The organism is Candidatus Laterigemmans baculatus (assembly GCF_010367455.1).
GTDB lineage: Bacteria > Planctomycetota > Planctomycetia > Pirellulales > Pirellulaceae > Laterigemmans > Laterigemmans baculatus.
The window spans coordinates 44,499-63,954 of record NZ_WRPR01000077.1; the positions used below are offsets into that span (position 1 = coordinate 44,499).

The 19,456-nt window shown below is 65.1% G+C and carries 19 protein-coding genes and 1 tRNA gene; 9 read left to right on the forward strand and 11 right to left on the reverse strand.

Features of this window, described 5'->3' with window-relative positions; all coding sequences use genetic code 11:
- Positions 1-25 precede the first annotated feature (25 nt).
- Positions 26-1,171, forward strand: coding sequence for an EAL domain-containing protein (locus GNK13_RS15225; RefSeq protein ID WP_164103417.1), 1,146 nt, complete (start codon positions 26-28; stop codon positions 1,169-1,171).
- 5 nt (positions 1,172-1,176) lie between these two features.
- Here GNK13_RS15225 and wrbA read toward each other — a convergent pair whose 3' ends face one another.
- The 4 genes from wrbA to GNK13_RS15245 form a co-directional block, all read right to left on the reverse strand.
- The gene (wrbA, locus tag GNK13_RS15230; protein WP_164103418.1) at positions 1,177-1,794 is read right to left on the reverse strand and encodes an NAD(P)H:quinone oxidoreductase; all 618 of its coding nucleotides are present in this window, start codon (positions 1,792-1,794) and stop codon (positions 1,177-1,179) included.
- 550 nt (positions 1,795-2,344) lie between these two features.
- Positions 2,345-2,839: a TadE family protein gene (locus GNK13_RS15235; protein ID WP_164103419.1), complete on the reverse strand. Its 495-nt coding sequence runs from the start codon at positions 2,837-2,839 to the stop codon at positions 2,345-2,347.
- A gap of 23 nt (positions 2,840-2,862) precedes the next feature.
- A complete protein-coding gene (locus tag GNK13_RS15240; RefSeq protein WP_164103420.1) occupies positions 2,863-4,023 on the reverse strand; it encodes a vWA domain-containing protein in 1,161 nt (386 codons plus the stop codon).
- Between the two features lie 160 nt (positions 4,024-4,183).
- A complete protein-coding gene (locus GNK13_RS15245) occupies positions 4,184-4,540 on the reverse strand; it encodes a TadE/TadG family type IV pilus assembly protein (protein ID WP_235935202.1) in 357 nt (118 codons plus the stop codon).
- 739 nt (positions 4,541-5,279) lie between these two features.
- Here GNK13_RS15245 and GNK13_RS15255 point away from each other — a divergent pair.
- Positions 5,280-5,352 (forward strand) — tRNA-Ile (locus tag GNK13_RS15255).
- A 54-nt stretch (positions 5,353-5,406) separates the two neighbouring features.
- On the opposite strand, the gene GNK13_RS15260 is transcribed toward GNK13_RS15255, so the two are convergent.
- From GNK13_RS15260 to cobA, 5 genes are all read right to left on the reverse strand, one after another.
- Positions 5,407-6,432 carry an endonuclease/exonuclease/phosphatase family protein gene (locus tag GNK13_RS15260; protein ID WP_164103423.1) on the reverse strand — a complete coding sequence of 342 codons (1,026 nt, stop codon included), beginning with the start codon at positions 6,430-6,432 and terminating at the stop codon, positions 5,407-5,409.
- Between the two features lie 257 nt (positions 6,433-6,689).
- Positions 6,690-7,883 (reverse strand): molybdopterin molybdotransferase MoeA, encoded by a 1,194-nt coding sequence (locus tag GNK13_RS15265; protein WP_164103424.1) that lies wholly within the window; start codon positions 7,881-7,883, stop codon positions 6,690-6,692.
- On the reverse strand, positions 7,880-8,566 hold the full coding sequence (gene mobA / locus GNK13_RS15270) for an NTP transferase domain-containing protein (protein ID WP_164103425.1): 687 nt from the start codon (positions 8,564-8,566) through the stop codon (positions 7,880-7,882). The genes GNK13_RS15265 and mobA overlap by 4 nt, the downstream gene beginning before the upstream one ends.
- A gap of 50 nt (positions 8,567-8,616) precedes the next feature.
- Positions 8,617-8,943 (reverse strand): carboxymuconolactone decarboxylase family protein, encoded by a 327-nt coding sequence (locus tag GNK13_RS15275; RefSeq protein WP_203329088.1) that lies wholly within the window; start codon positions 8,941-8,943, stop codon positions 8,617-8,619.
- Between the two features lie 89 nt (positions 8,944-9,032).
- Positions 9,033-10,586 (reverse strand): uroporphyrinogen-III C-methyltransferase, encoded by a 1,554-nt coding sequence (gene cobA / locus GNK13_RS15280; RefSeq protein WP_164103426.1) that lies wholly within the window; start codon positions 10,584-10,586, stop codon positions 9,033-9,035.
- Between the two features lie 234 nt (positions 10,587-10,820).
- On the opposite strand from cobA, the gene rpsT reads away from it, so the two are divergent.
- Complete coding sequence (gene rpsT, locus GNK13_RS15285; RefSeq protein WP_164103427.1) at positions 10,821-11,102, forward strand: 30S ribosomal protein S20; 282 nt, start codon at positions 10,821-10,823, stop codon at positions 11,100-11,102.
- 198 nt (positions 11,103-11,300) lie between these two features.
- Here the strand turns inward: rpsT and GNK13_RS15290 are convergent, their stop codons facing one another.
- Both GNK13_RS15290 and trpE read right to left on the reverse strand, forming a co-directional pair.
- Positions 11,301-12,803 (reverse strand): Gfo/Idh/MocA family protein, encoded by a 1,503-nt coding sequence (locus GNK13_RS15290; RefSeq protein ID WP_164103428.1) that lies wholly within the window; start codon positions 12,801-12,803, stop codon positions 11,301-11,303.
- 268 nt (positions 12,804-13,071) lie between these two features.
- On the reverse strand, positions 13,072-14,559 hold the full coding sequence (trpE, locus tag GNK13_RS15295; RefSeq protein WP_164103429.1) for an anthranilate synthase component I: 1,488 nt from the start codon (positions 14,557-14,559) through the stop codon (positions 13,072-13,074).
- Positions 14,560-14,719: 160 nt separating this feature from the next.
- Between trpE and GNK13_RS15300 the strand changes: the two genes are divergently transcribed.
- The 6 genes from GNK13_RS15300 (at position 14,720) to GNK13_RS15325 (ending at position 19,317) form a co-directional block, all read left to right on the forward strand.
- Complete coding sequence (locus GNK13_RS15300; RefSeq protein ID WP_164103430.1) at positions 14,720-15,304, forward strand: UvrB/UvrC motif-containing protein; 585 nt, start codon at positions 14,720-14,722, stop codon at positions 15,302-15,304.
- A gap of 70 nt (positions 15,305-15,374) precedes the next feature.
- On the forward strand, positions 15,375-16,454 hold the full coding sequence (locus tag GNK13_RS15305) for a protein arginine kinase (RefSeq protein ID WP_164103431.1): 1,080 nt from the start codon (positions 15,375-15,377) through the stop codon (positions 16,452-16,454).
- A gap of 91 nt (positions 16,455-16,545) precedes the next feature.
- Positions 16,546-17,136 carry an RNA polymerase sigma factor gene (locus GNK13_RS15310; protein ID WP_164103432.1) on the forward strand — a complete coding sequence of 197 codons (591 nt, stop codon included), beginning with the start codon at positions 16,546-16,548 and terminating at the stop codon, positions 17,134-17,136.
- A gap of 58 nt (positions 17,137-17,194) precedes the next feature.
- A complete protein-coding gene (locus GNK13_RS15315) occupies positions 17,195-17,524 on the forward strand; it encodes a hypothetical protein (protein ID WP_164103391.1) in 330 nt (109 codons plus the stop codon).
- Positions 17,525-17,734: 210 nt separating this feature from the next.
- Positions 17,735-18,250: a hypothetical protein gene (locus tag GNK13_RS15320; RefSeq protein WP_164103433.1), complete on the forward strand. Its 516-nt coding sequence runs from the start codon at positions 17,735-17,737 to the stop codon at positions 18,248-18,250.
- The gene (locus GNK13_RS15325; protein WP_164103434.1) at positions 18,247-19,317 is read left to right on the forward strand and encodes a hypothetical protein; all 1,071 of its coding nucleotides are present in this window, start codon (positions 18,247-18,249) and stop codon (positions 19,315-19,317) included. Before GNK13_RS15320 ends, GNK13_RS15325 begins: the two co-directional genes overlap by 4 nt.
- Positions 19,318-19,456 lie beyond the last annotated feature (139 nt).

The following is a 19,456-nucleotide window of genomic DNA, read 5'->3' on the forward strand; positions in this document are numbered from 1 at the left end:
TAGGTCCACTGATAAGTCGATCGTGATGCAAACCAATCTCGAATCCCTGCCGCACGATTCCTCCCGCCAAGGTTTGACCGCGATGGAAGATGCATGGTTTCTCTCCGGTCCGACGCGAGCGGGAGAGGCCGTTCGACTGATCTCGGTTGATGAGAATCCCTTCGTCGTGGGCCGACGGGCTGCGGCGGGAACCGCTCTGGCGCTGCAATTCAATACGGTCAGCGGAACCCATGCTTCGCTGTCCGTGAATAATGGCGAGCTCTTTCTCCGCGATCTCAACAGCACCAACGGGACTTATGTCAACGGGCAGCGTCTCGGGGAGGTGGCCGTCAAGGTCCAGGAAGAGGATTTGATTCACTTTGCCGAGGCGCCGTTTCGCGTCCGCCGACAGTCGCCCACGAACCTCAACAATGGCACGATCGCTGAGAATGTCTGCGACCAGGCGCTGGCGTTGGTCCAGTTCGATCGGCTGATGAGCCAGCGGCTCGTGGTCCCGCACTTTCAACCGATCGTCCGCCTCGCCGATGGGGTCCAAGTCGGTTGCGAAGTGCTTGGCCGCGGGCGGGCGTTTGGGCTCGAGAGCGTTGGCGCCATGTTCCATGCGGCAGCTCAGCTCAATCTGGAAGTGGAGCTGAGCTGTCTGCTCCGCTGGGAAGGGATCCGCGTCGGACGAGAGCTCGGCGGCAAGCCAACGCTGTTCGTCAATACGCATCCCAAGGAAATGAGCGGTCCGGGGCTGAGCCAGTCGCTAGAAACGCTCCGCGAGATGGCGGGCAACCACCAAATCGTGCTGGAGATCCACGAGGCGGCCGTGACCGAGCCGGCGATGATGAAAGAGCTCTCGGCCCACCTCCAGGATCTGGAAATCCAGCTGGCTTACGATGATTTCGGTTCCGGCCAAGCGAGGTTGGCGGAACTGGTTGAGGCTCGCCCGGATTATGTGAAGTTCGACATCTCGCTCATTCGCGACATCCATAAAGCCGACGAGCACCGCCGGAAGATGATCGAGAATCTGGTGCGGATGGTTCGCGACCTGGGGATCTCGGCGCTAGCCGAAGGAGTCGAGGTGGAGGCCGAGGGTCAAGTCTGCCGAGAGCTCGAGTTCGACCTGGCGCAGGGCTTCTACTACGGCATGCCTGCACCAGCCGAAATTCCCGGTCTCCCGTTGTAGGCCGCTCAGGCGGACAGCTTGGCGGCCAATTGGGCCACGTGCTTGCCTTGGAAACGGGCGATCGCCAACTCATTCGCCGTCGGGGTTCGCTCGCCGCGCGGACCGGCGATCGTCGAAGCCCCATAAGGGGTGCCGCCGCTGATCTCTTCAAGGTTCAGCAGTTCCTGAGCGGCATAGGGGACACCGCTGACCACCATGCCCTGGTGATAGAAGAAGGTATGCATGTGGACGAGCGTGGTCTCTTGTCCTCCGTGCTGGCTCGCCGTCGAAGTGAAGGCGCTGCCGACCTTTCCCACGAGCGCTCCTTTGACCCACATCCCGCCGGTCGCATCGAGGAACGCTTGCATCTGCGCGCACGCGGCGCCGTACCGGGTCGGTGCACCAAGAAGGATGGCATCGGCGTCGGCCAAGTCCTGGGGATCGGCGATGGGGATATGGGCGAAGCTCTTCTTCGCTTCGACGGCCCCCATCTTCTCCAAGATCTCCTGCGAGAGTGTCTCCTGTACCTGAGCGAGCCGCACTTCGGCGCCGGCGACCTCCTTAGCACCCTCGGCCACCGCTTCGGCCAACTGGTAGACGTGGGTGTAGAGGCTGTGGAAGACAATCTGGACTTTGACCGCCATGGTGTGCAAATCCTTTGGAGCAGGGGAGGGCAGGGGCAGCCGAGCGTGAAAGCGGGCTGCAGAGCATCGCGGCTCGCACGATAGCAGAATCGCGGAACCGCATCTTCCGTGCCTGTCGCGGGCCTTGGCTCTGTCAGAAAAGCACGCTTCCCCATCACCCTCCCCCCGGGAGGGTCGCGAGGAACGAGCGGGGAGGGGCTGGTAGACGCTCGCGCGATGAGTGGGTGTGACCCTTTTTCCTCAACGAATTGGCTTCTTTTTTAACGGCTTCATCGGGAGTTCGTGCCGAAACCCATTGCCCTCCCCGGGCCTAAGAGCCCGACCCTCCCGCAAGCGGGAGGATGATGTTTTGACTCGCCGTTTCTACTTCTGACGCCCTTTTCTTCCGGGCTTTTCACCATCCCAGGGTCGGGCTCCCGGGGGGAGGGTGTCAGCTGGGTTTTCTGGCAGAGCCTTAGCCTCGGGCCTCGCAGCCCCGGAGTTTTCGCTGGTGCACCCGCGGCTAGCGCCGTCGGCTCAGCGGACACGCGACTGGATTTACGACAACCCTTTAGCGGTTCGTCTCGCGAGAGAGCGTGCAGGACTGGACGATCGTGTAGCCCGAGGTAAACCGGCTCACACCCCACGAGTTGAGGTTGACCGGAATCGTGACCGTGACGGAAACGCGTTCGAGCGTTTGCTCCACGTCGATCTCGACTCCTCGATCGGCTTGGACGGCGGCCAGCAGTTGCAGTGCGGCGGCGTCGGCGTCGCTGGCGGTACTTCCAGGGATGATGGCGTGCCGGGCCGCCTCGTAGGCAGCGTTGGCGGCCGTGTGGCGGAGGAAGTTCAACCGGGTGACTTCAATCGCGCTCAGAAATAGCAGCAAGATCACCGGAGCGACGACGGCGAACTCGACAGCGGTCACGCCTCGTCGCCCGTTCCCTCGCCGGCCCCGTTTCGGCTCCCCCTGGCGGCTGCGCGGAGTGGGGCCTCGCAGCCGGGTGCGGAAAGAAGAGGAGCCACCGGAGAGATGGCTCGCTTGATCTTGATGGTATGTGGACATGGGCGTTTGCCATGGACGTCGGGTTACTCGATCAACACGACCTGAATCGAGCGGGCCAGCTCTTGGAAGGCTTCGCGGAGTTCTTGTTCGCTTCGGGTGTGGTAGTACCGCCCGCCGGTAATCTCCGCGACTTCCGCGAGATCGGCCTGATGGGCGGTCATCATCGTGATCGTATGGACGACGATGTTGGCAGCTTTCGCATCCTCCGCGGCGGCCACCGGATCGCGGCCCTCATTCCACTGACCATCGGTCAAGAGGATGATTACCTTATTAGGAAGGGTGCGGGAGTTGGGCCCGGCCAGTACTTCGATGCCAGCATCGAGACCGGCGGCCAAATTGGTCGAGCCCATCATGGGGTTCCGCCCCAACTGTTCCACAGCGCTCGCCACGGCACTCCGGTTGGTTGGCCACGAGTGTTCTTCCGGCGAGGGGAGTGGAACATTGACGCTCGACCGCTCGAATCGCGTGTAAGGCGACAGTGGCATCTGGTAGTCCGAGCCCCAGGTGACGAGCGAAGTTCGCGGCGGCGGGTTGTAGTCCGCCGCTTCGTCCAAGAAAACGTCGACCGCTCGGGCGAGCACCGCCCAGCGGCTGGCTGTGGGATGGGGAGGCGAAACATGGTTCCGCCACATCTCACCCATCGAGCGGTTTGCAATCAGATAAGGGTTGCCGGGTGCATAGGAGTACGCTTCGCCCGACATGTCAAACAGCATCGATCCGGAGCGGTCCAGGCAGAGGCAAATCTCCACTTGCTGCTGGCCTGCGGTGGCTTGATGCCGTGGAGAGAAAGAATCGCGTCCGAGGATCTGACCGAAGTATAAGGGAATTGCCGAGTGCCGCGCTCCGCCGCCGGTACGACCGTCGACCCGAACGGCGTTTGCGGGTTCTAGATTCGGAACAAACTCCCACCGACCGTTGCTGCCAAATGCGAGCCGACCGAGTTCCACGTCGCTCCGGCGGATCCGGAAGGGTTCGCCAGCGACCGTGTTCAAGCGGGCGTACTCAACCGCGGCGGCTCTCGCTTGATTTCGGTTTTCGGTTCTCGCCAGCGCTTCGGCACCCGCTTTGGCCGCCGCGTCGGTCGCCACCCGCAACTCCGTCTTGGCCAACTGCATGTGGGCGAAATCGACGGTGATCGCCGCGGCGGCAACGAATGTAAAGAGCATGAAGACGATCAGAACCATCGATGCCCCGCGACGGCCGCCGGCCGTTCGAGAGTGACGCGCTTTCGGTGCTCTTCCAGCAAGGAGCGTTCGGCCGGTGGCCAAGGCGTCGGCTTCGCACGAATCGCAGAAACGAAACTTCATCATTGAGCCTGCGCTGTTGGGCGTGGATGGGGAGCCTTCATTGACGGACCATCGAGACCGTCTTCTCAATCGTTTTTCCCGTGAACAGCCTTAGCGGGCTCCAGGAGACCGAATCCACCGGGGCGGTCAGCCGCACCGTCAACCGCGTGCTCCGCGGCGTCTCCTCAGTTGCCACTGGCTCGACCGAATAGCCGTACTCGGTGATCCCGCGAGCGGCGAGGACTTCATCGATCCGGCGCTGTCCAGCGGCAGCCGTGCCCTTCTGACGAGTGACCTCGCGAGCGCCTTCGTAGGCGGCGACCGTGAGCGCCTGCTTCAAAAAAATCCCATCGGCCAGCTCGACCGCGCCAAACACAAGGACGAGAAGGAGCGGCAGTGCGATGGCCGTTTCCACCGCTGCCGCACCGCGACGCCGCGGCCCTCCGAGACCCAAACGACGGTGACGTTGAGCTGTGTGGCTGCGATGAGCTGCATGGCCGTGGGGGGCGGAGTGGCCGCAGCCGGCTGTGGGCGGGGACTCGTTGAGGTGGTTCATGTTCCGAAGGCTCTCCACACGCCACTCGCGTTCCGCCTCCGCACCACGAGGTCGGTCAGAAGCGGGCGCACCTGGGGTCTCTCGTGGAAGCCTAGCTCGCCAATTTCGGGGGCGCCGCCGCGGCCGCAGTTTTTTCGTTCCCCCCCTGCCAGCGAGCAGTCATCCTCAGGCTGAGTGGTGGCAGTTTGGCCCGGCTCGTTGACCGGAGGGCTCGCGGAGGTCTTGATGATGCAGCGCGCGCTGGAGCTCCACGCGGGAGGGTACCTGGTCCGCTACTTCGCCACCAAGAAGCCGGTGGCTCGCCGACAGCGCCGGTGAAGGGATGGGGCCGGTGAAGGGGTGGGGCCGGTGAAGGAATGGGGGTGTGAGGGCGGCTGCGGGAGGAGTTCGCGAGCGCGGGCATCCCTCGGGCGGAGCGCGACTCCGGTGTCGGCAGGAATTTCTGCCCGGTCGCTCGGGCGGGCTCGGCGGGTACAATTGGGCCGCGGCGGCGAAGCTGCGGGCGTTCTGCTGGGTCTCCTATTTGGTACTCCGGTGGAAATGCTCCAGCGGAAGCGTCGCAGAGGACGCAGTTTCGCATATAAGAGAAACGCCATTCGGGGCCATAGCTCAGCGGTTAGAGCAGGGGACTCATAATCCCTTGGTCGGGGGTTCGAATCCCTCTGGCCCTACTTTCTTCACCCTCCCGCCACGGCCCGCCGACAGCCGCCAAAACTCGGCGGGACCTAATCCCGCTTTCGCAGCGCGACGTCCACAATCAACGGCAGGTGGTCCGAGCCGACGTTCGGGCCGGCTCGGCAGCTGAGGGTGGTCCATTCCTCGGTCGCGAGCACGTGGTCCAGCGGCACCCGGAGCGGCCAGGGAAGGTCGAGGCCCCATCGCGACGCTGGAAACGTCGGATGCAACCCGAAGCCGTCGCGCGTATCGGAGAGATCGGCCTGTTCGACGAGCTCGTCGAAGTGCGGCGACCACATCGTGATGTTGAGGTCGCCTGCCACGAGGACCGGCTCGGCCCGCCCGCCCACGTACTGGGCGAGCTCCTGGAGGTGCTCGTTGCGGTTCTCCCAGGTTTTCGAGTCCAGCGGCGCCGGCGGGTGCGTGGCGATGAGCACTGCCGGTTGGCCGCCCATGTCGAGCCGCGCCACGATGCTCGGAGACCACCGGCCGGTGAAGGTCTCAACCTCCACCGACTCGACCGGAAGGCGACTCAGCAGCAGGACGCCGAATTTGCCTTGCGTCGGAGTATCGTAGATCTCGTATCCCGCAGACACGTCGCGGATCTGCTCAAGCCACGCGGGGTCAACCTCGTTGAGCACCACGAGGTCCGGACGATCGCGGCGAAGCAGTTCGAGGACCGGTTCGAAGTCTTCGCTTGGCCCGCGGACATTGAGGACCATCAGACGCAGGTCGCGGTCGGCGTCGGCGGGCGCACTCTCGGGAGCTCCCCAGAACCACGGTGCCACAAACCAAGCATTGATCGCCGCTGCTGCCACCGCGATGGCCAGCCACGACCAAGCCCGCGTCAGGAGCAGAATCACCACGAGGACCAGTGCAATCGTGAGATACTGCATCCGGCCTTGGTTGAGCACGTCCAGCCACCACGCCGAATTGCCGAGGAAGGCCAGCAGCGTCAGCAGGAGCACGACCGCCGCCAGCATTCCGAAAACGCGCCCCACCGACAGCGATACTGGCCCCTGCCGGGGCCGCCCCTTCGACGTCTCTCCACTTTCGTTCCGCAGCTCGTCGTTCATGCTCGACTCCTCACCTCCGCGGCGATCATGGTGGCGCTCCGCTGGTCGCGCTCCGCTGGTCGCGCTCTGGGCAGCGTCACCCCGATCCACGCCCATGCTTCCCCCGGTCCATGCTTCACTCTGCCTGCGAAGCCCGTGCCTGCCATGACGGCACGGCTTCCGGAGGCGCGCCGCTCGTCAGCGATTAGCGGGAGAAGTCGCCAGCGCGGGCATCGCTCGCGGCCCTACGTTCTACGGCTCCGGCAGGCGACGATTCTTCAGTCGGTCCAGCTCCAGTAGGGCCAGGGGCCGGGGCCGCTGGTGCCCGGGGGCTGTTCGATAAAGCCGCTGCTGAGGGCCAGCGAGACGAGGTCCCCGGAACCTTGGGTGGCGACCCTTTCCACAACTCCGTGGCCGGTGAGCCGAACCAGCCGAAACCAGTGCAGGGGCAGGGTCTTGGAGAGGGAGCCGTCGTCGCGGAGCTCGACCCGCGGGCGGCTGGGCATCCACGGATCGCAGTGGGCGATCCGCCGCAGCAGTGGGAGGCCGAAGCGTACGGTTCCGACCGCTGCGCTGACGGGGTTTCCGGGCAGCCCGAGAATCAACTGCTGCTCTGGGCCCACGGCACCGAAGATCGGCTTACCGGGGCGGATCGGGAGCTTATGAAAAATCTGCCGGCCGCCGGCTCGCTGGACCGCCGCCGGGACAAAGTCGTAGTCGCCCATCGAGACCCCGCCGGTCAGCAGGAGAGCGTCCGCATTTTGCAGCCCCCGCTCGACCGCCTCGCAGATCCGCTCGAGTTCGTCGCGAACGTGCATCGCCGGGAGCAGTTCAAGCCATGGATGGGGGCGAAGCAGGGCTGCGAGCGTCGGGCCGTTGGAGTCGCGGAGCTGCCACGGCTGGACCGGTTCGTCGACGCGGAGAAGTTCGTCGCCGGTGACGATCGTCTGCACTCGCACCGGCCGGGAAACCTCGAGCGTGGCCGCGCCAAAGTTTGCTGCGGCGGCGATGCCTCCGGGGCTGAGCATGGAGCCAGAAGACAGAATCGTTGAACCGGCGGTGCTGTTCTCGCCCTGAAAGCGAATATGGCGTCCGGAGGGAAGTTCGCCGCTGGCGGCAATTTGAATTCGCTCGGGCTGTTCCGCGACATCCTCGCGGCGGAGCACTGCATCGCAGCCCAGTGGAACGACCGCCCCGGTGAAGATCCGGATCGCTTCGCCGGGGGAGGGAGTCGTCGGGGGAGGTGCTCCCGGGGTCGATTCGCCCGTGACCGCCAGCTCGGCGCCGGCCCGCAGGTCGCTGGCTCGCAGCGCATAGCCGTCCATTGCTGAGACGTTCGCGGCTGGACTGTCGCGATCGGCTCTCAGGTCGCTCCTGAGCACTCGACCCACGGCGTCCGCTAGCGGCAACCGCATCGTGCCAGCGGTCCGTAAGCAAGCCGCGAGGTCGTCGATTACATCCAACGCGCTCATGGGGTGCGCCCCGGTGCAGGAGGTGCAGGAGGTGCAGGAGGTGCAGGGTCGCTACAGAGTTGCTCGTACTCGGCTGGTGTATTCACGTTGGGAGAGGCCGCGGTGGGCAGGGAGTGGAGGTGATGCGGTTCCGCGGCGAGCCACCGCGTGAGGCTGCGGTCGCTGGCAGCGGCAAGGTGCTGGAGGGAAGCGAGCACTGTCCGGGGATAGATCGCGATCAGCGGTTCGCGGTGCTGGCCATCGAAGGTCCCGACGAGGGGCAGTTCGCGGGCGGCTGGAGCCTCGGAGGCATCTTCGCGGGTCTTGGCAAGTTCGCTAAACGCCCTCTGCATCGACTTGAGATGGTCGCTGGTCAGGCAGGGCATATCGACCGGAGTTGCCAAGATCCCGGTCGCACCGGCTGCTGCCGCATGCTCCAAGGCCGCGACCAAACCCACAACCGGACCTGCCTTGGTGGGGTGGCCCGGGTCGGCGAGGGCGGTGACGGCTGGCTCACTCTGGAAGGGCGACTCGCTCTGGAAGGCTGGCTCGCTCTGGAATGCCGACTCGCTCTGGAAGGCTGGCGGGATTGTTTCCGTGCCCGAAAGAATGACGGGGCAGCCGAGGGCAAGCAACCGAGTGATCGCCTGTTCGAGGAAGGTGCCGCCAGCGGGATGCGGGAGCGCGGCCTTGTCGCGACCCATCCGCGACGATCGACCCCCGACCAGCACAACGCCCCACAGCCTGGCGGAACTCACGAGTCGCTTTTTTCGTTGGACTTCTGCAGCACGTCCTCGATCCAGGAACGGGCTCGCATCATTGTGGGGAAGCCGATCGTGGGGGCGGAGAGCAGGGCCAAGTGGCGGAGGTCCTCCGGCGTGCAGTCGGCTGCCAAGGCCTTGCGGCAGTGGGAGTGGGCGGCTCCTTCGAGACCGGCTCCGATCGAGATCGCCAGTTTCACGAGCGCGACCTCCCGCGGGGAAAGAGGCCCCGCCTGCCGCGCCTCTTCGCCAAACGACTCGTAAGCCCGCATGAAAGCCGGGTAGTCAGCGTGCATCTGCTGGTACGATTTCGGGATCATCGACGGCGAGCTCAGGGGAATGGGGAGATGGCAGGATTGGAAAAGGGCTGTGATCCCAATTGATCGTGACCCCAATTGGTCCTATCCAGCTAGGGAGTGGAGGAGGCGGTTTGGAGGGCTTCGATGATCCCCGCCAGCGTCGCCTCAGTGGCTTCGGCCGCCGGAGCGAAGCCGAGGCGGCGAAGCGTTGCGGAGGTCAGGGGGCTGATCGAGACCAGCCGTGTCTGGTGCAGCGCGTCGCCGAACATGTTCACCAGCGATTCGGCGATGCCGCTGCTGGTCACGGTCGTCCAGCCGATCCTTCCGGCGGCCATCGCGTCGTGAACAACCGGATCGGCTGCGAGGACGTCGCGGTGCTGGTAGGTGACGACTTCGGTCACTTCGGCACCGGCGCGGCGGAGGTTTTCGGGCAGCGCTTCGCGGCCGCGGCTCGCGCGGGGCAGGAGCACCGAGCGACCCGCGACCGCTTTGGCAAGCGTCGCCGCCAGCCCTTCGGCGACGAAGGTCTCTGGCACGTAGTCGGCTCGCAGATGGTACCGCGCAAGCGCCTCGGCGGTCTTCGTGCCGACGGCCGCAAGCGTGCAGGAGCCGAGGGCCCGCACGTCCTTGCCGAGAGCGAAGATCCGCTGCAGGAAGTAAGCGACGCCATTGCAGCTGCTGAAGGCGACGCAGTCGAACTCGCCGAGTCGTTCGATCGCCGCGTCGACCGCGGTCCAGTCCTCCGGCGGATCGATCGTAATCGCTGGCTGGAGGAGGACCTCCGCCCCGAGCCTGCGAAGCGGGGCGGCGAGCTCTTCCGCCTGGTCCGTCGCTCGCGTGACGAGAACGCTCGTGCCGAACAGCGGACGCGAGTCGAACCACGACATCGTTGCCGCCAACTCGGTCACGGCTCCGACGATCACGATCACCGGCGGGCGCAATCGCGACGCGGGAGTCAGCCGCGAAGCGACCTCATCCAGCCGGCAGTGGATCGTTTGCTGGTCGGGCAGACTGCAGCGGCGGAGGATCGCCGCCGGGGTCTCGGGTGGTTTGCCAGCGGAGAGCAGGGCCGAGGTCCACGTCTCGGCGGTCGTCACCCCCATGTAAATCACGAGCGTTCCCGGAAACCGGGCCAGCGCCTCCCAGTCGAGTGCCGATTCGGTCTTGCTCGGCTCCTCGTGTCCGGTCACCAGGGCGACCGCTGAGGCCAGCCCGCGATGCGTCACCGGAATTCCGGCGTAGGAACCGGCAGCCAGTGCCGCGGTGATGCCGGGGACGATCTCTAACGGAATCTCGGCCGCTCGCAGCGCCGCGACCTCTTCGGCCGTTCGAGCAAAGACCGCCGGGTCGCCCCCTTTGAGACGGACGACCGCCCGGCCGCTGCGGGCGTGGCGGAGCATCTCGTCGATGATCTCTTCCTGCTGCCAGATGCGGCTCTGGCCATGTTTGCCGACGCAGATGTGTTCGGCACCGGGAGCGTGGCGGAGTAGCGCTTGATTGCTCAGGCCGTCGTAGAGCACTACGTCGGCCTGGCCAAGCACCTCGGCCCCGCGGAGCGTCAACAGGCCCGGATCGCCCGGACCGGCACCCACGAGATAGACGATTCCGCGGGGATGCTCCGAAGGGCCGCGGGGCAACGAGACGGGTCGGGAAGAGGCGGGCATGCGGTGAATCGGACTGCAGCGGTCAAAATGCGGCGAGCGCGGAAGGCAGGAGCGCAAATATCGCAGATCGGGGGAGATTCCGGGAGCGGTTCGAAACACCGCTGGACAAGAAACCCGGGGCTTGGCATACTCTGCGATTCGCACTAATTGTCCACGACAGTAGCGGTCCTTTCCCGCGGAAAGGAGTCGCGATTCGTATATTCTCTCTCCCTCAAGTTTATTTTTGCTGTCACGATGCCGAATTCAGCGAGCGCTAAGAAAGACCTGCGTCAGAATCAAACCCGCCGGATGCACAACCGAGCGGTTCGGAGCGTGATGCGCCGCCAGGTCGGAGCGGTCCGGGCTGCGGTGAAGGCCGGGGATATTGAGAAAGCCGAAGCCGAATTCCGCTTGGCCGCTAAGCGGCTCGACAAGGCGGGTGCGAAGCGGATCATTCACCCGAACGTCGCCGATCGCACCAAAAGCCGCTTGCAGCACCTGATCAAAGCCGCCAAGACGGCCACCGCCGCCAGCTGAGCGAAGGGCTTTCTCGCAGCCAGCAATTTGAACCAAGAAAGAAACCCCGGGGCAGTGAGCTCCGGGGTTTTTTCGTGGGCTGCTCATAGTCGCCTTTCGCTCCGCGAAAGTAGCGTTTCTCCGCAACTTTCGCGGAGCGAAAGGCGACTATGGCACGTCAGCCTGGAAAGGCTGACGTACTTTTGGCTCGGGGGTGCTTTAGACGGCGTCGGCCGTCGGGCACTCGAAGCCTTTGCGATACTCGCGGGTGAGCATCGGGTTGGCTTGCGGAGCGTTGGTGAAGACTTCCCGCTTCGGATCGAAGGCGAGCTGGACGCCGAGCGACAGCGGGTACCGCTCGAGGTCGACGCCGTTGTCGCGAAGGTGCCGAACGGTCCGGGCGAGGGTCTCGCCGTTGTCGTCGCGGCTCTTGACCTTGCTGATCACCGACTCGAGCTCGTCGACCGAGACCTTGTTCTCCTCACCGAGGTAGTAGGAGATGTTTCCAAGGTGGCTCATTCCGGCCGAGAGGTGTCCGTCGCGAGCGGTCGCAAACTGATCCGACGGATCGCGGCTGTAGCAGGCATCGAGGAAGTTGCCAAAGTGGTCGCCGCCACCTTTGAATTCCTTGATGACGTTCATGTCCTTGTCGTAGGCAACGCACTCCGAGTAGGTCTTCTGGACCAAGTAGCCGTCGGATCCGTAGAAGATGACTCCGACCTTGTTGCCCTTGGGGCCGAACATTTGGTTGATCTGTTCGTCCGCCGAGTTGTCGACGTCGAGGCCGCGGGTTTCGAACACGATCGTCTTGTCGCCGTAGTCGTAGATCGTGACTTCGGTGTTCGCCGTGTCGCCAGCGTCGACGTAGTTGGGGTCTTTCCGCTCGGCCTTGTAGCCGAGCCGGCCGCCGTAGCTGATGATGTTCCGCGGGTGCTCTTCGATTCCCAAGCCCCAGCGGGCGATGTCGGTCTGGTGCGGGCCTTGGTTGCCCAGGTCTCCGTTGCCGTAGAGACGCTGCCAGTGCCAATCGTAGTGGAACCGTTCGCGGGTCGAGCGGGGATCGGTGTAGGGGGCCGGTCCGCTCCAGAGATTGAAGTCGACCGCGGCGGGGATCGGGTAATCGCCGAGCGGGCCGATCGACTTGCGGCGTTTGTAGCACAGGCCGCGAGCGAACTTGACTTCGCCGATGCCGCCGTTGTTCAGGAACTCGACCGCGTCGCGAACCGCCGCGCTCGAGCGACATTGGGTGCCGACTTGGCAGATCCGCTTGTACTTCTTCGCGGCCGCGACGAGCGCCGAACCTTCGGCGATGTTGTGGCTGATCGGCTTCTCGATGTAGGCATCTTTGCCCGCTTGCATGGCCCACACGCCACACAGGGCGTGCCAGTGGTTCGGCGTCGCGGTGCTGATCGCGTCGATCGACGGGTCGTCCAGGACGCGCCGCATGTCGGCCAGGACCAGCGGACGCTTGCCTTGCTGCTTCTCGATCGCGTCGGCCGAGCGGGCGGCGTGCGTTTCGTCGACGTCGACGATCGCCCGGATCTCGCTCCGCGGATCTTGGAGGAACGCCGACATGTGCGACTGTCCCCGGCCGCCGGTGCCGATGATCGCCACGCCCAATTTTTCGTTCGGCGACTGTGCCCACACGCGACTGCTGGCCGAGAGTGCGAGAGCCGCTCCAGCGGAGGTGCCGAGAAAATGGCGACGATTCAGTTGGGTCATAGGATTTCCTGGGAGGGCCAAGAAGGAACTGAAGAGCGCTTCGTGAGTACGACAGTGCTCGTGAGGCGGGTCCGACGAAGGTTTGGTCGGCTGGGTAAAGTATAGCAGAAGCCGGTCGCTCACGAGTACTTCCCCCTCAGCCCGAAGGGCTCCAGCATCACAGCCCAGGGCGTCGCTTTCACCGGCCCTCCCCGCTCGTTCCTCGCGACCCTCCCGGGGGGTGGGTGTCGGGGGTGCTTCTCCTGGCCGATGCCTGGGGGGCGGGGTCTCAGAGGCCGAGGCGGGCGTGGGTCAGCTCGATCGCGGCCATCATGCCTCTCGCCTTGTTGACCGTCTCGTCGTACTCGGCGTCCGGATTGCTGTCGGCGACCACGCCGCAGCCGGCTTGCACATCGTAGGTTTGATCGTGGACGACGATCGTGCGGAGGGCGATGCAGGTGTCCATATTGCCGCGATAATCGATGTAGCCGACCGCGCCGCCATAGGGGCCGCGGCGATGTGGTTCGACTTCATCGATGACTTGCATCGCCCGGACTTTCGGAGCTCCCGAGACGGTGCCGGCCGGGAGGCAGGCTTTGAGGGCGTCGAAGGCATCGAGTCCTTCGCGGAGTTTGCCGCGGACTTCGCTGCTGATGTGCATCACGTGGCTGTATCGCTCGATCACCATTACTTCGGTCAGCTCGACCGTGCCGAAGCGGGCGACGCGGCCGACGTCGTTGCGGCCCAGGTCGACCAGCATCACGTGTTCGGCTCGCTCCTTGGGATCGGAGAGCAGTTCCCGTTCGAGCGCTTGGTCTCGTTCCTCGGTCGCCCCGCGGGGCCGAGTGCCGGCGAGCGGGCGGACCGTCACGACCGAATCGACGACGCGGCACATGATCTCCGGCGAGCAGCCGATCAATTCGCACTCGGGCGTCCGCAGGAAGAACATGAAGGGGCTCGGGTTCACCACGCGGAGCGAGCGGTAGACCTCGAGCGGGGCGACCGGCGAGCGGACCGAAAACCGCTGGCTCGGAACGACCTGGAAAATGTCGCCCGCGCGGATGTATTCGATGCATTTGCGAACCGCTGCGGTGAACGTTTCGCGCGTGAAGTTCGAAGTCACCTCGAGCGGCGTTTGGGGAGCCGCTTCGAGATCGGCCGTCTGCAGTCCGGGGATCGGCTGCGAAAGCCGCTCGACGATTTGGTCGACTCGGCGGCAGGCGTCGCGGCGGGCTTCGGCTGCACTGGCGAAGTCGGCCACGCGGCTCAGGGCGACCACGGTCATCGTCTTGGTGACGTTGTCGAACACGACGACCGTGTGATAGAGCGAGAAATCGAGGTCCGGGAGCTGGCGATCGTCCCGCGGGGCATCGGGAAGATGCTCGGCGTAGCGGACGACGTCGTAGCCGGCATATCCGACCGCTCCGCCGATGAACGGCGGCAGCCCCTCGAAGTGGGCCACGCGATGGGCCAGCAGCGAGCGGAAGTGCTCCAGCGGATTGGCTTGGGTGGTCGTCTCGGTTTCGGATCCGCGGGTGATCGAAACCTGGTCCCCCCGGGCGGCGTAGCGAAGCACCGGGTCGACCGCGAGAATGCTGAAGCGACCGACTTTCTCGCCCCCAACGACGCTTTCAAAGAGGCACGCCGGGCCGCCGTCATCGAGCAGCGTGAAGGCGCTGACCGGTGTCAGCGAGTCGCTGAACAGGCGCCGGTAGACGGGGACATAGTCGTGCTCGGCAGCGGCTTGGGCGAAGGTGTCCGGGTCGGGCAGGTGCATCGGCTTGGTCGGATGGCGGATTGCGTGAGGCGATTCGAGCGGAGGGCCGCGCAGCTTGACAGGTCGGGGCCCACCGTTAGAATCGCCGAGATACTCTTACTTCTTTAATTACAATGGTTTAGGACGATTTGGTCGGTGCGACCAGGGGGCTGCTGCGGCGATGAAATGCCAGCATTGCGAGAAGCCGGCGACGTTCCATATTACCGAGCTGACCGAGCCGACGGGGCCTCAGATTCTCCATCTGTGCGAGGAGCACGCGCGGGGGTACCTGACCCAGGAGGCGGCGAGTCCGGCGGCTTCGGTCGCCGGGGTGCTCGCCAAACAGCTCAAGCTGGGGCAGACGGCCGACGAGTTGGCCAAGCTCGATCAGAAGGAATGTCCGGTCTGCGGAATCACCTTTTACGATTTCCGCAACGCCGGGCGGCTCGGCTGCCCGTATGATTACACCGCCTTCGAGAAAGATTTGGTCCCCTTGCTGGTCAATATTCACGACGCCCAGGCGCACCGAGGCAAGCGGCCCCGCCGCTTAGCTCCTTCGGCCGATCGGCAAGCCGAGTTGATTCGCTTGCGGCGAGACATGGAAGAGGCGATCGAGCGGGAGGATTACGAGCGGGCTTCGGAGGTCCGCGATAAGATTCGAGGGCTCGAAGCTCGAGAGGGTTCGGGCGGGGGCGAAACATCGGGCGGGGGTGGGCAAGCGGGCGGGCAGCCGCCAGCGGCGGGCGGCGGAGAAGCGGCCGACTGACGCGAAGCGCTGCAGGACCCCTAAACTGAGACTGAAGTCACCGCCGCGGCGGGGAATCGAGGAAGCGTAAGTGCAGGCAAATGCTGAATTGAATGAGTTGGCCGGTCGCTGTGGCGAGTGGCTGCGGGGAACGGGTCCCGAATCGGACATCGTGATCAGCAGCCGCATTCGGCTGGCTCGCAACTTGGCCGACTTTCCCTTCATTCGTCGCTGCAGTCCCGAGGACCGCCAAGCGATCGAGCGGACGGTCCGAGCGCGGATGGAGAAGCTCGAGGGGTGGTCGGATGTCCGCTACGTGGACGTGGCCGCGCTCGGCGAAGTCGATCGCCAATTGCTCGTCGAGCGTCAGTTGATCAGCCGCGAGCTGGCCGATTCCGAGGGGCCGCGGGCCGTGGCGATCGATCCCGAAGAGCAGTTCAGCGTGATGATCAACGAGGAGGATCATCTGCGGATTCAGGTCATGCACAGTGGGCTCAGCCTGCAGGCGGCGTGGCAGCAGATCAACCGGCTCGACGATCTGCTCGAAGGCTCGATCAGCTATGCCTTCCATCAGCAGTACGGCTACCTGACCGCTTGTCCGACGAACGTAGGGACGGGGGTCCGGGTCAGCGTGATGCTGCATTTGCCGGCCCTGGTGATCACGCGGCAGATCGACAAGGTGTTCCGCAGCCTGCAGAAGATCAGCGTCACGGTCCGCGGCCTGTATGGGGAAGGCTCGCAGTTCATGGGCGACTTCTACCAGGTGAGCAACCAGATCACGCTCGGGCGGACCGAAATGGAGTTGGTCGAGCAGGTGGGCGAGGTCGTCCCGGTGCTGATCGACTACGAGCGTCGCGCCCGCCAGTTTTTGGTCGAGCAGAGCGAGCAGGATCTGCAGGACGACGTCAGCCGCGCTTTTGGAATCCTCTGCACGGCCAAGAAGATCAGCAGCGAAGAGACAATGCACTACCTCTCGAAGGTTCGCATGGGAGTGAACCTGGGGCTGATCCCCGACCTGCCGGTCACGACGATCAACAAACTGTTCATCCACACCCAGCCGGCCCATCTGCAGAAGCTCCGCGGGCGGTTGCTCGGCACGGTCGACCGCAACATCGAGCGGGCCAGCTATCTGCAGCGGCACTTGGGTGGCGGGCCGGCGGAATTGAACTGACGCACCGCCCATGGTCGGGCTGGTTCCGGGAATTACGATGGAGAGCCGGCCCGGTGTTGCGTGATCAACTTGAGCGGTAGCGAACGGTTTTGTGACAGATGACCTCGCTTTAATCGAAGCGGCGCTTGCAGGCGACCGCGCCGCTTTTGGCAATCTGGTTCATCGTTACCAAGACCGCCTGCACGCGGCGATGCTGCAGGTCACCGGATCGGCCGAGGAAGCCGAAGACGTCGTGCAGGATGCCTTCGTGCGAGCGTTCCTGAAGCTCGACACGTTTCAGAATCACAGCCAGTTCTTCACCTGGCTGTACCGGATCGCCTTCAACAGCGCCCTGAGCCGGATGCGGAAGCGGCGGGGGGCGACTTCGATCGAGCAGGTCCGCGAGGCGATCGGGCAAGAACCGATCGACAATGTCGAATCTCCCGACGCCCAGATGCTCCGCGACGAGCAGGTCGCCAGCGTCCGCGTCGCGCTGCTCAAGCTCAGCGACGATCACCGCACGATTCTCGTCTTGCGGGAGATGGAGGGGCATGCTTACGAAGAGATCGCCGAGGTGCTGCAGATCTCGATCGGGACGGTCCGCAGCCGGCTGAGTCGAGCCCGCACCCAACTGCGGGTCACGTTGGAAGAAATGGAGCACGCGGACGGGCTGCCCCAAGGCCGCCGCGAAGATCGCACCTGAGCCAGGGGATCGCACCTGAGCCGTGGGATCGCTCCCCAGGAAGCGGTGGAGACGGGTCGTGCCGGGCGAACATCTGGATCTGAGCAGCGAGTTTCCCCAACCAAGCCGAAGGGAGTTTCCGACTCGCGGCGAGGGGGCGCGATTTCCGCTGGCTCCGTCGCCAAAGTCGGGGGCGCCAAAGTCGGGGGCGGCTCCCTCGGCGACGCCGCGGGGGGAGAGTCCGCGGCCGTTCATCGGCGTCCGCTTTGTCTGCTGCGGCGTCTACACGCGGATCTACCGCAACGCCGCCGCGACGGCCTACGAGGGGCGGTGCCCGCGGTGCGCCAAACCGCTGGTCGTGCGGATCGGCAGCGAAGGGACCGGCGGCCGGTTTTTTGAAGCGAGCTAGCGTCGTCACCCAATTGTTTAACGGCAAACCGAAGGCGACTGCTTTGGAGAACACAGTCGCCTTCGGCTTGCCGTTAAACGATTTTCCCGCGGACCGCTACTTTCGCGGAGCGAAAGGCGACTATCTCGCTCTTGCCTTCGGGTGGGGGGCGTTGCTAGGGTCCGCTCCGGCTGATTCTCAAGTTCAGCGAGGGGTGGGAGGGCCGCGAGAGTGCTCAGCGATTACAAGGTCAGCCGCTGTACGCGGCGGTGCGCTCAACTCGAGCGAGCGCTCGAGCCGGGAGAATGGTATTTCTCGGTCGTCTCCGAAGGGGATGAGGAAGGGGCGCTGGTTCGCCACGACTATTCCGCCGAAGCTTGGCAAGGACCGCCAGAAGGGACGTTGGGATGGTGGAAATGTCGGATGCCCGAAGCGGGCGCCAAGAAATTGACGCTGGCTCCCGACGGCGTGCTGGTCGACTTGCTGCGGCAGACGGGCGAAGGAACCGATCCGGCGCTGCGGTATCTGCTGGCGCTGCTCCTGATGCGGCGGCGGTTGATCAAGCCCGTGGACTCTCCCGCTGGCCCCCCCGCTCGTTCTGGCTCCCCCGCTACCGCCGGAGGGCTGGAAGTCGAGGTGATTGCCGACGGTTCGACGATCGCGCTCGAGCCGTGCCGGATCCATCCCGATCAATTGCCGAGACTCCGCGAACAGTTGTCGGAGCTGCTCTACTGCGAAGCCGATTGAGGACGCTCGTCGTCCTGCTGGCGGTCGTGTGGGTCGCTGGCGGGGCAACTTGCCATCGCGGCCAGCGGGTCTCGGATCTCAACCCGCCGCCCGTGGTCTTTGAGTCGACGCCGCGGATCGAAGAGGTGATCGCGGCGGTCAATCTAACCGATGCGATCACGCAGATGCAGAGCACCTCGACGACCGTCGAACTGCTCGACTCGCCGCTCCCGGTATCCCGCTTGAGCGCGACGCTGGCGCTCGAGCGACCGCGCCGCTTCCGCCTGCGGGCCAGCTTGCCGATCATGCTCGGGGCGGGCCTCGACGTGGGGAGCAACGACGAAACGTTCTGGATGCAGTATCCCGACAACGGCGTCCACCAAACGCTGCTGTTTGCGCGGCACGACGAGTTCCAGCAACGGATGGCCGGCTCGCCGCTGCCGGTCGATCCGACGTGGTTGATCGAAGCGCTCGGACTGGTCCACATCGATCCGGAGCTGGTCACCGAAGGGCCGGTGCCGCGTGGCGATGGAGCGCTCGAGGTTCGCACGCGGGTGCCGACCGCCAGCGGCAGCTACCAGCGGGTGTTGCTGATCGACGGCGCGGCCGGGTTCGTCCGCGGCCAGTACCTGTACGGTCCGGCCGGCGAGCTGGTCGCCAGCGCCAGCGGCTCGGAGCACCAGTACTATCCCGAGCACCGCGTCGTGCTGCCGCACAGCGTCCAGATCCAGCTGCAGCCGCAAGCCGGCCCGCCGATGGGGCTGCAGATCGAGATCGGCTCGTACGTGCTGAATCAGTTGCTCGGCGAAGATCCGCGGCTGTTCGAGATCCCGACCGGCAGCCACCAAGTGATCGACCTCAGCCGCTTGCAGCCGTCGGTCGCTCCACCTCCGCTGGGCGCAGTTCCGCCCCCAGGGATGCTGCCTCCTGCAGCTCTGCCTCCTGCGACTCCCCCCCCGGGGGCTTCGTCTCCCTACACGCCTCCGGGGCAGGTTCCGGCACTGACTCCGGCGGCGGGCGAGCCGGTCCGTTCCTACGTGCCGACGGCCAGCTACGTCCCCACGCTCCGCGGCAACCAGTTGCGCTAGCGGCGGGCGTTCCCTGAGCCGTAGGGGCTAGCCTCGGGCCTCGCATCAGCCGCCGGGCGCTAGCCCCCGGTTTCCGAAAACGCCGTGACAACCGGACGCTAGCGCGTGGCGGCTGATTGAGTGGACGGGGCTCGGATGC

What these genes read in the sequence shown, in the direction of transcription:
- GNK13_RS15225 (WP_164103417.1), top strand. Translation starts at nt 26, where the DNA reads ATGCAAACCAATCTCGAATCCCTGCCGCACGATTCCTCCCGCCAAGGT.
- wrbA (WP_164103418.1), bottom strand. Translation starts at nt 1,794, where the DNA reads ATGGCGGTCAAAGTCCAGATTGTCTTCCACAGCCTCTACACCCACGTC.
- GNK13_RS15235 (WP_164103419.1), bottom strand. Translation starts at nt 2,839, where the DNA reads ATGTCCACATACCATCAAGATCAAGCGAGCCATCTCTCCGGTGGCTCC.
- GNK13_RS15240 (WP_164103420.1), bottom strand. Translation starts at nt 4,023, where the DNA reads ATGGTTCTGATCGTCTTCATGCTCTTTACATTCGTTGCCGCCGCGGCG.
- GNK13_RS15260 (WP_164103423.1), bottom strand. Translation starts at nt 6,432, where the DNA reads ATGAACGACGAGCTGCGGAACGAAAGTGGAGAGACGTCGAAGGGGCGG.
- GNK13_RS15265 (WP_164103424.1), bottom strand. Translation starts at nt 7,883, where the DNA reads ATGAGCGCGTTGGATGTAATCGACGACCTCGCGGCTTGCTTACGGACC.
- mobA (WP_164103425.1), bottom strand. Translation starts at nt 8,566, where the DNA reads ATGGGTCGCGACAAGGCCGCGCTCCCGCATCCCGCTGGCGGCACCTTC.
- GNK13_RS15275 (WP_203329088.1), bottom strand. Translation starts at nt 8,943, where the DNA reads ATGATCCCGAAATCGTACCAGCAGATGCACGCTGACTACCCGGCTTTC.
- cobA (WP_164103426.1), bottom strand. Translation starts at nt 10,586, where the DNA reads ATGCCCGCCTCTTCCCGACCCGTCTCGTTGCCCCGCGGCCCTTCGGAG.
- rpsT (WP_164103427.1), top strand. Translation starts at nt 10,821, where the DNA reads ATGCCGAATTCAGCGAGCGCTAAGAAAGACCTGCGTCAGAATCAAACC.
- GNK13_RS15290 (WP_164103428.1), bottom strand. Translation starts at nt 12,803, where the DNA reads ATGACCCAACTGAATCGTCGCCATTTTCTCGGCACCTCCGCTGGAGCG.
- trpE (WP_164103429.1), bottom strand. Translation starts at nt 14,559, where the DNA reads ATGCACCTGCCCGACCCGGACACCTTCGCCCAAGCCGCTGCCGAGCAC.
- GNK13_RS15300 (WP_164103430.1), top strand. Translation starts at nt 14,720, where the DNA reads ATGAAATGCCAGCATTGCGAGAAGCCGGCGACGTTCCATATTACCGAG.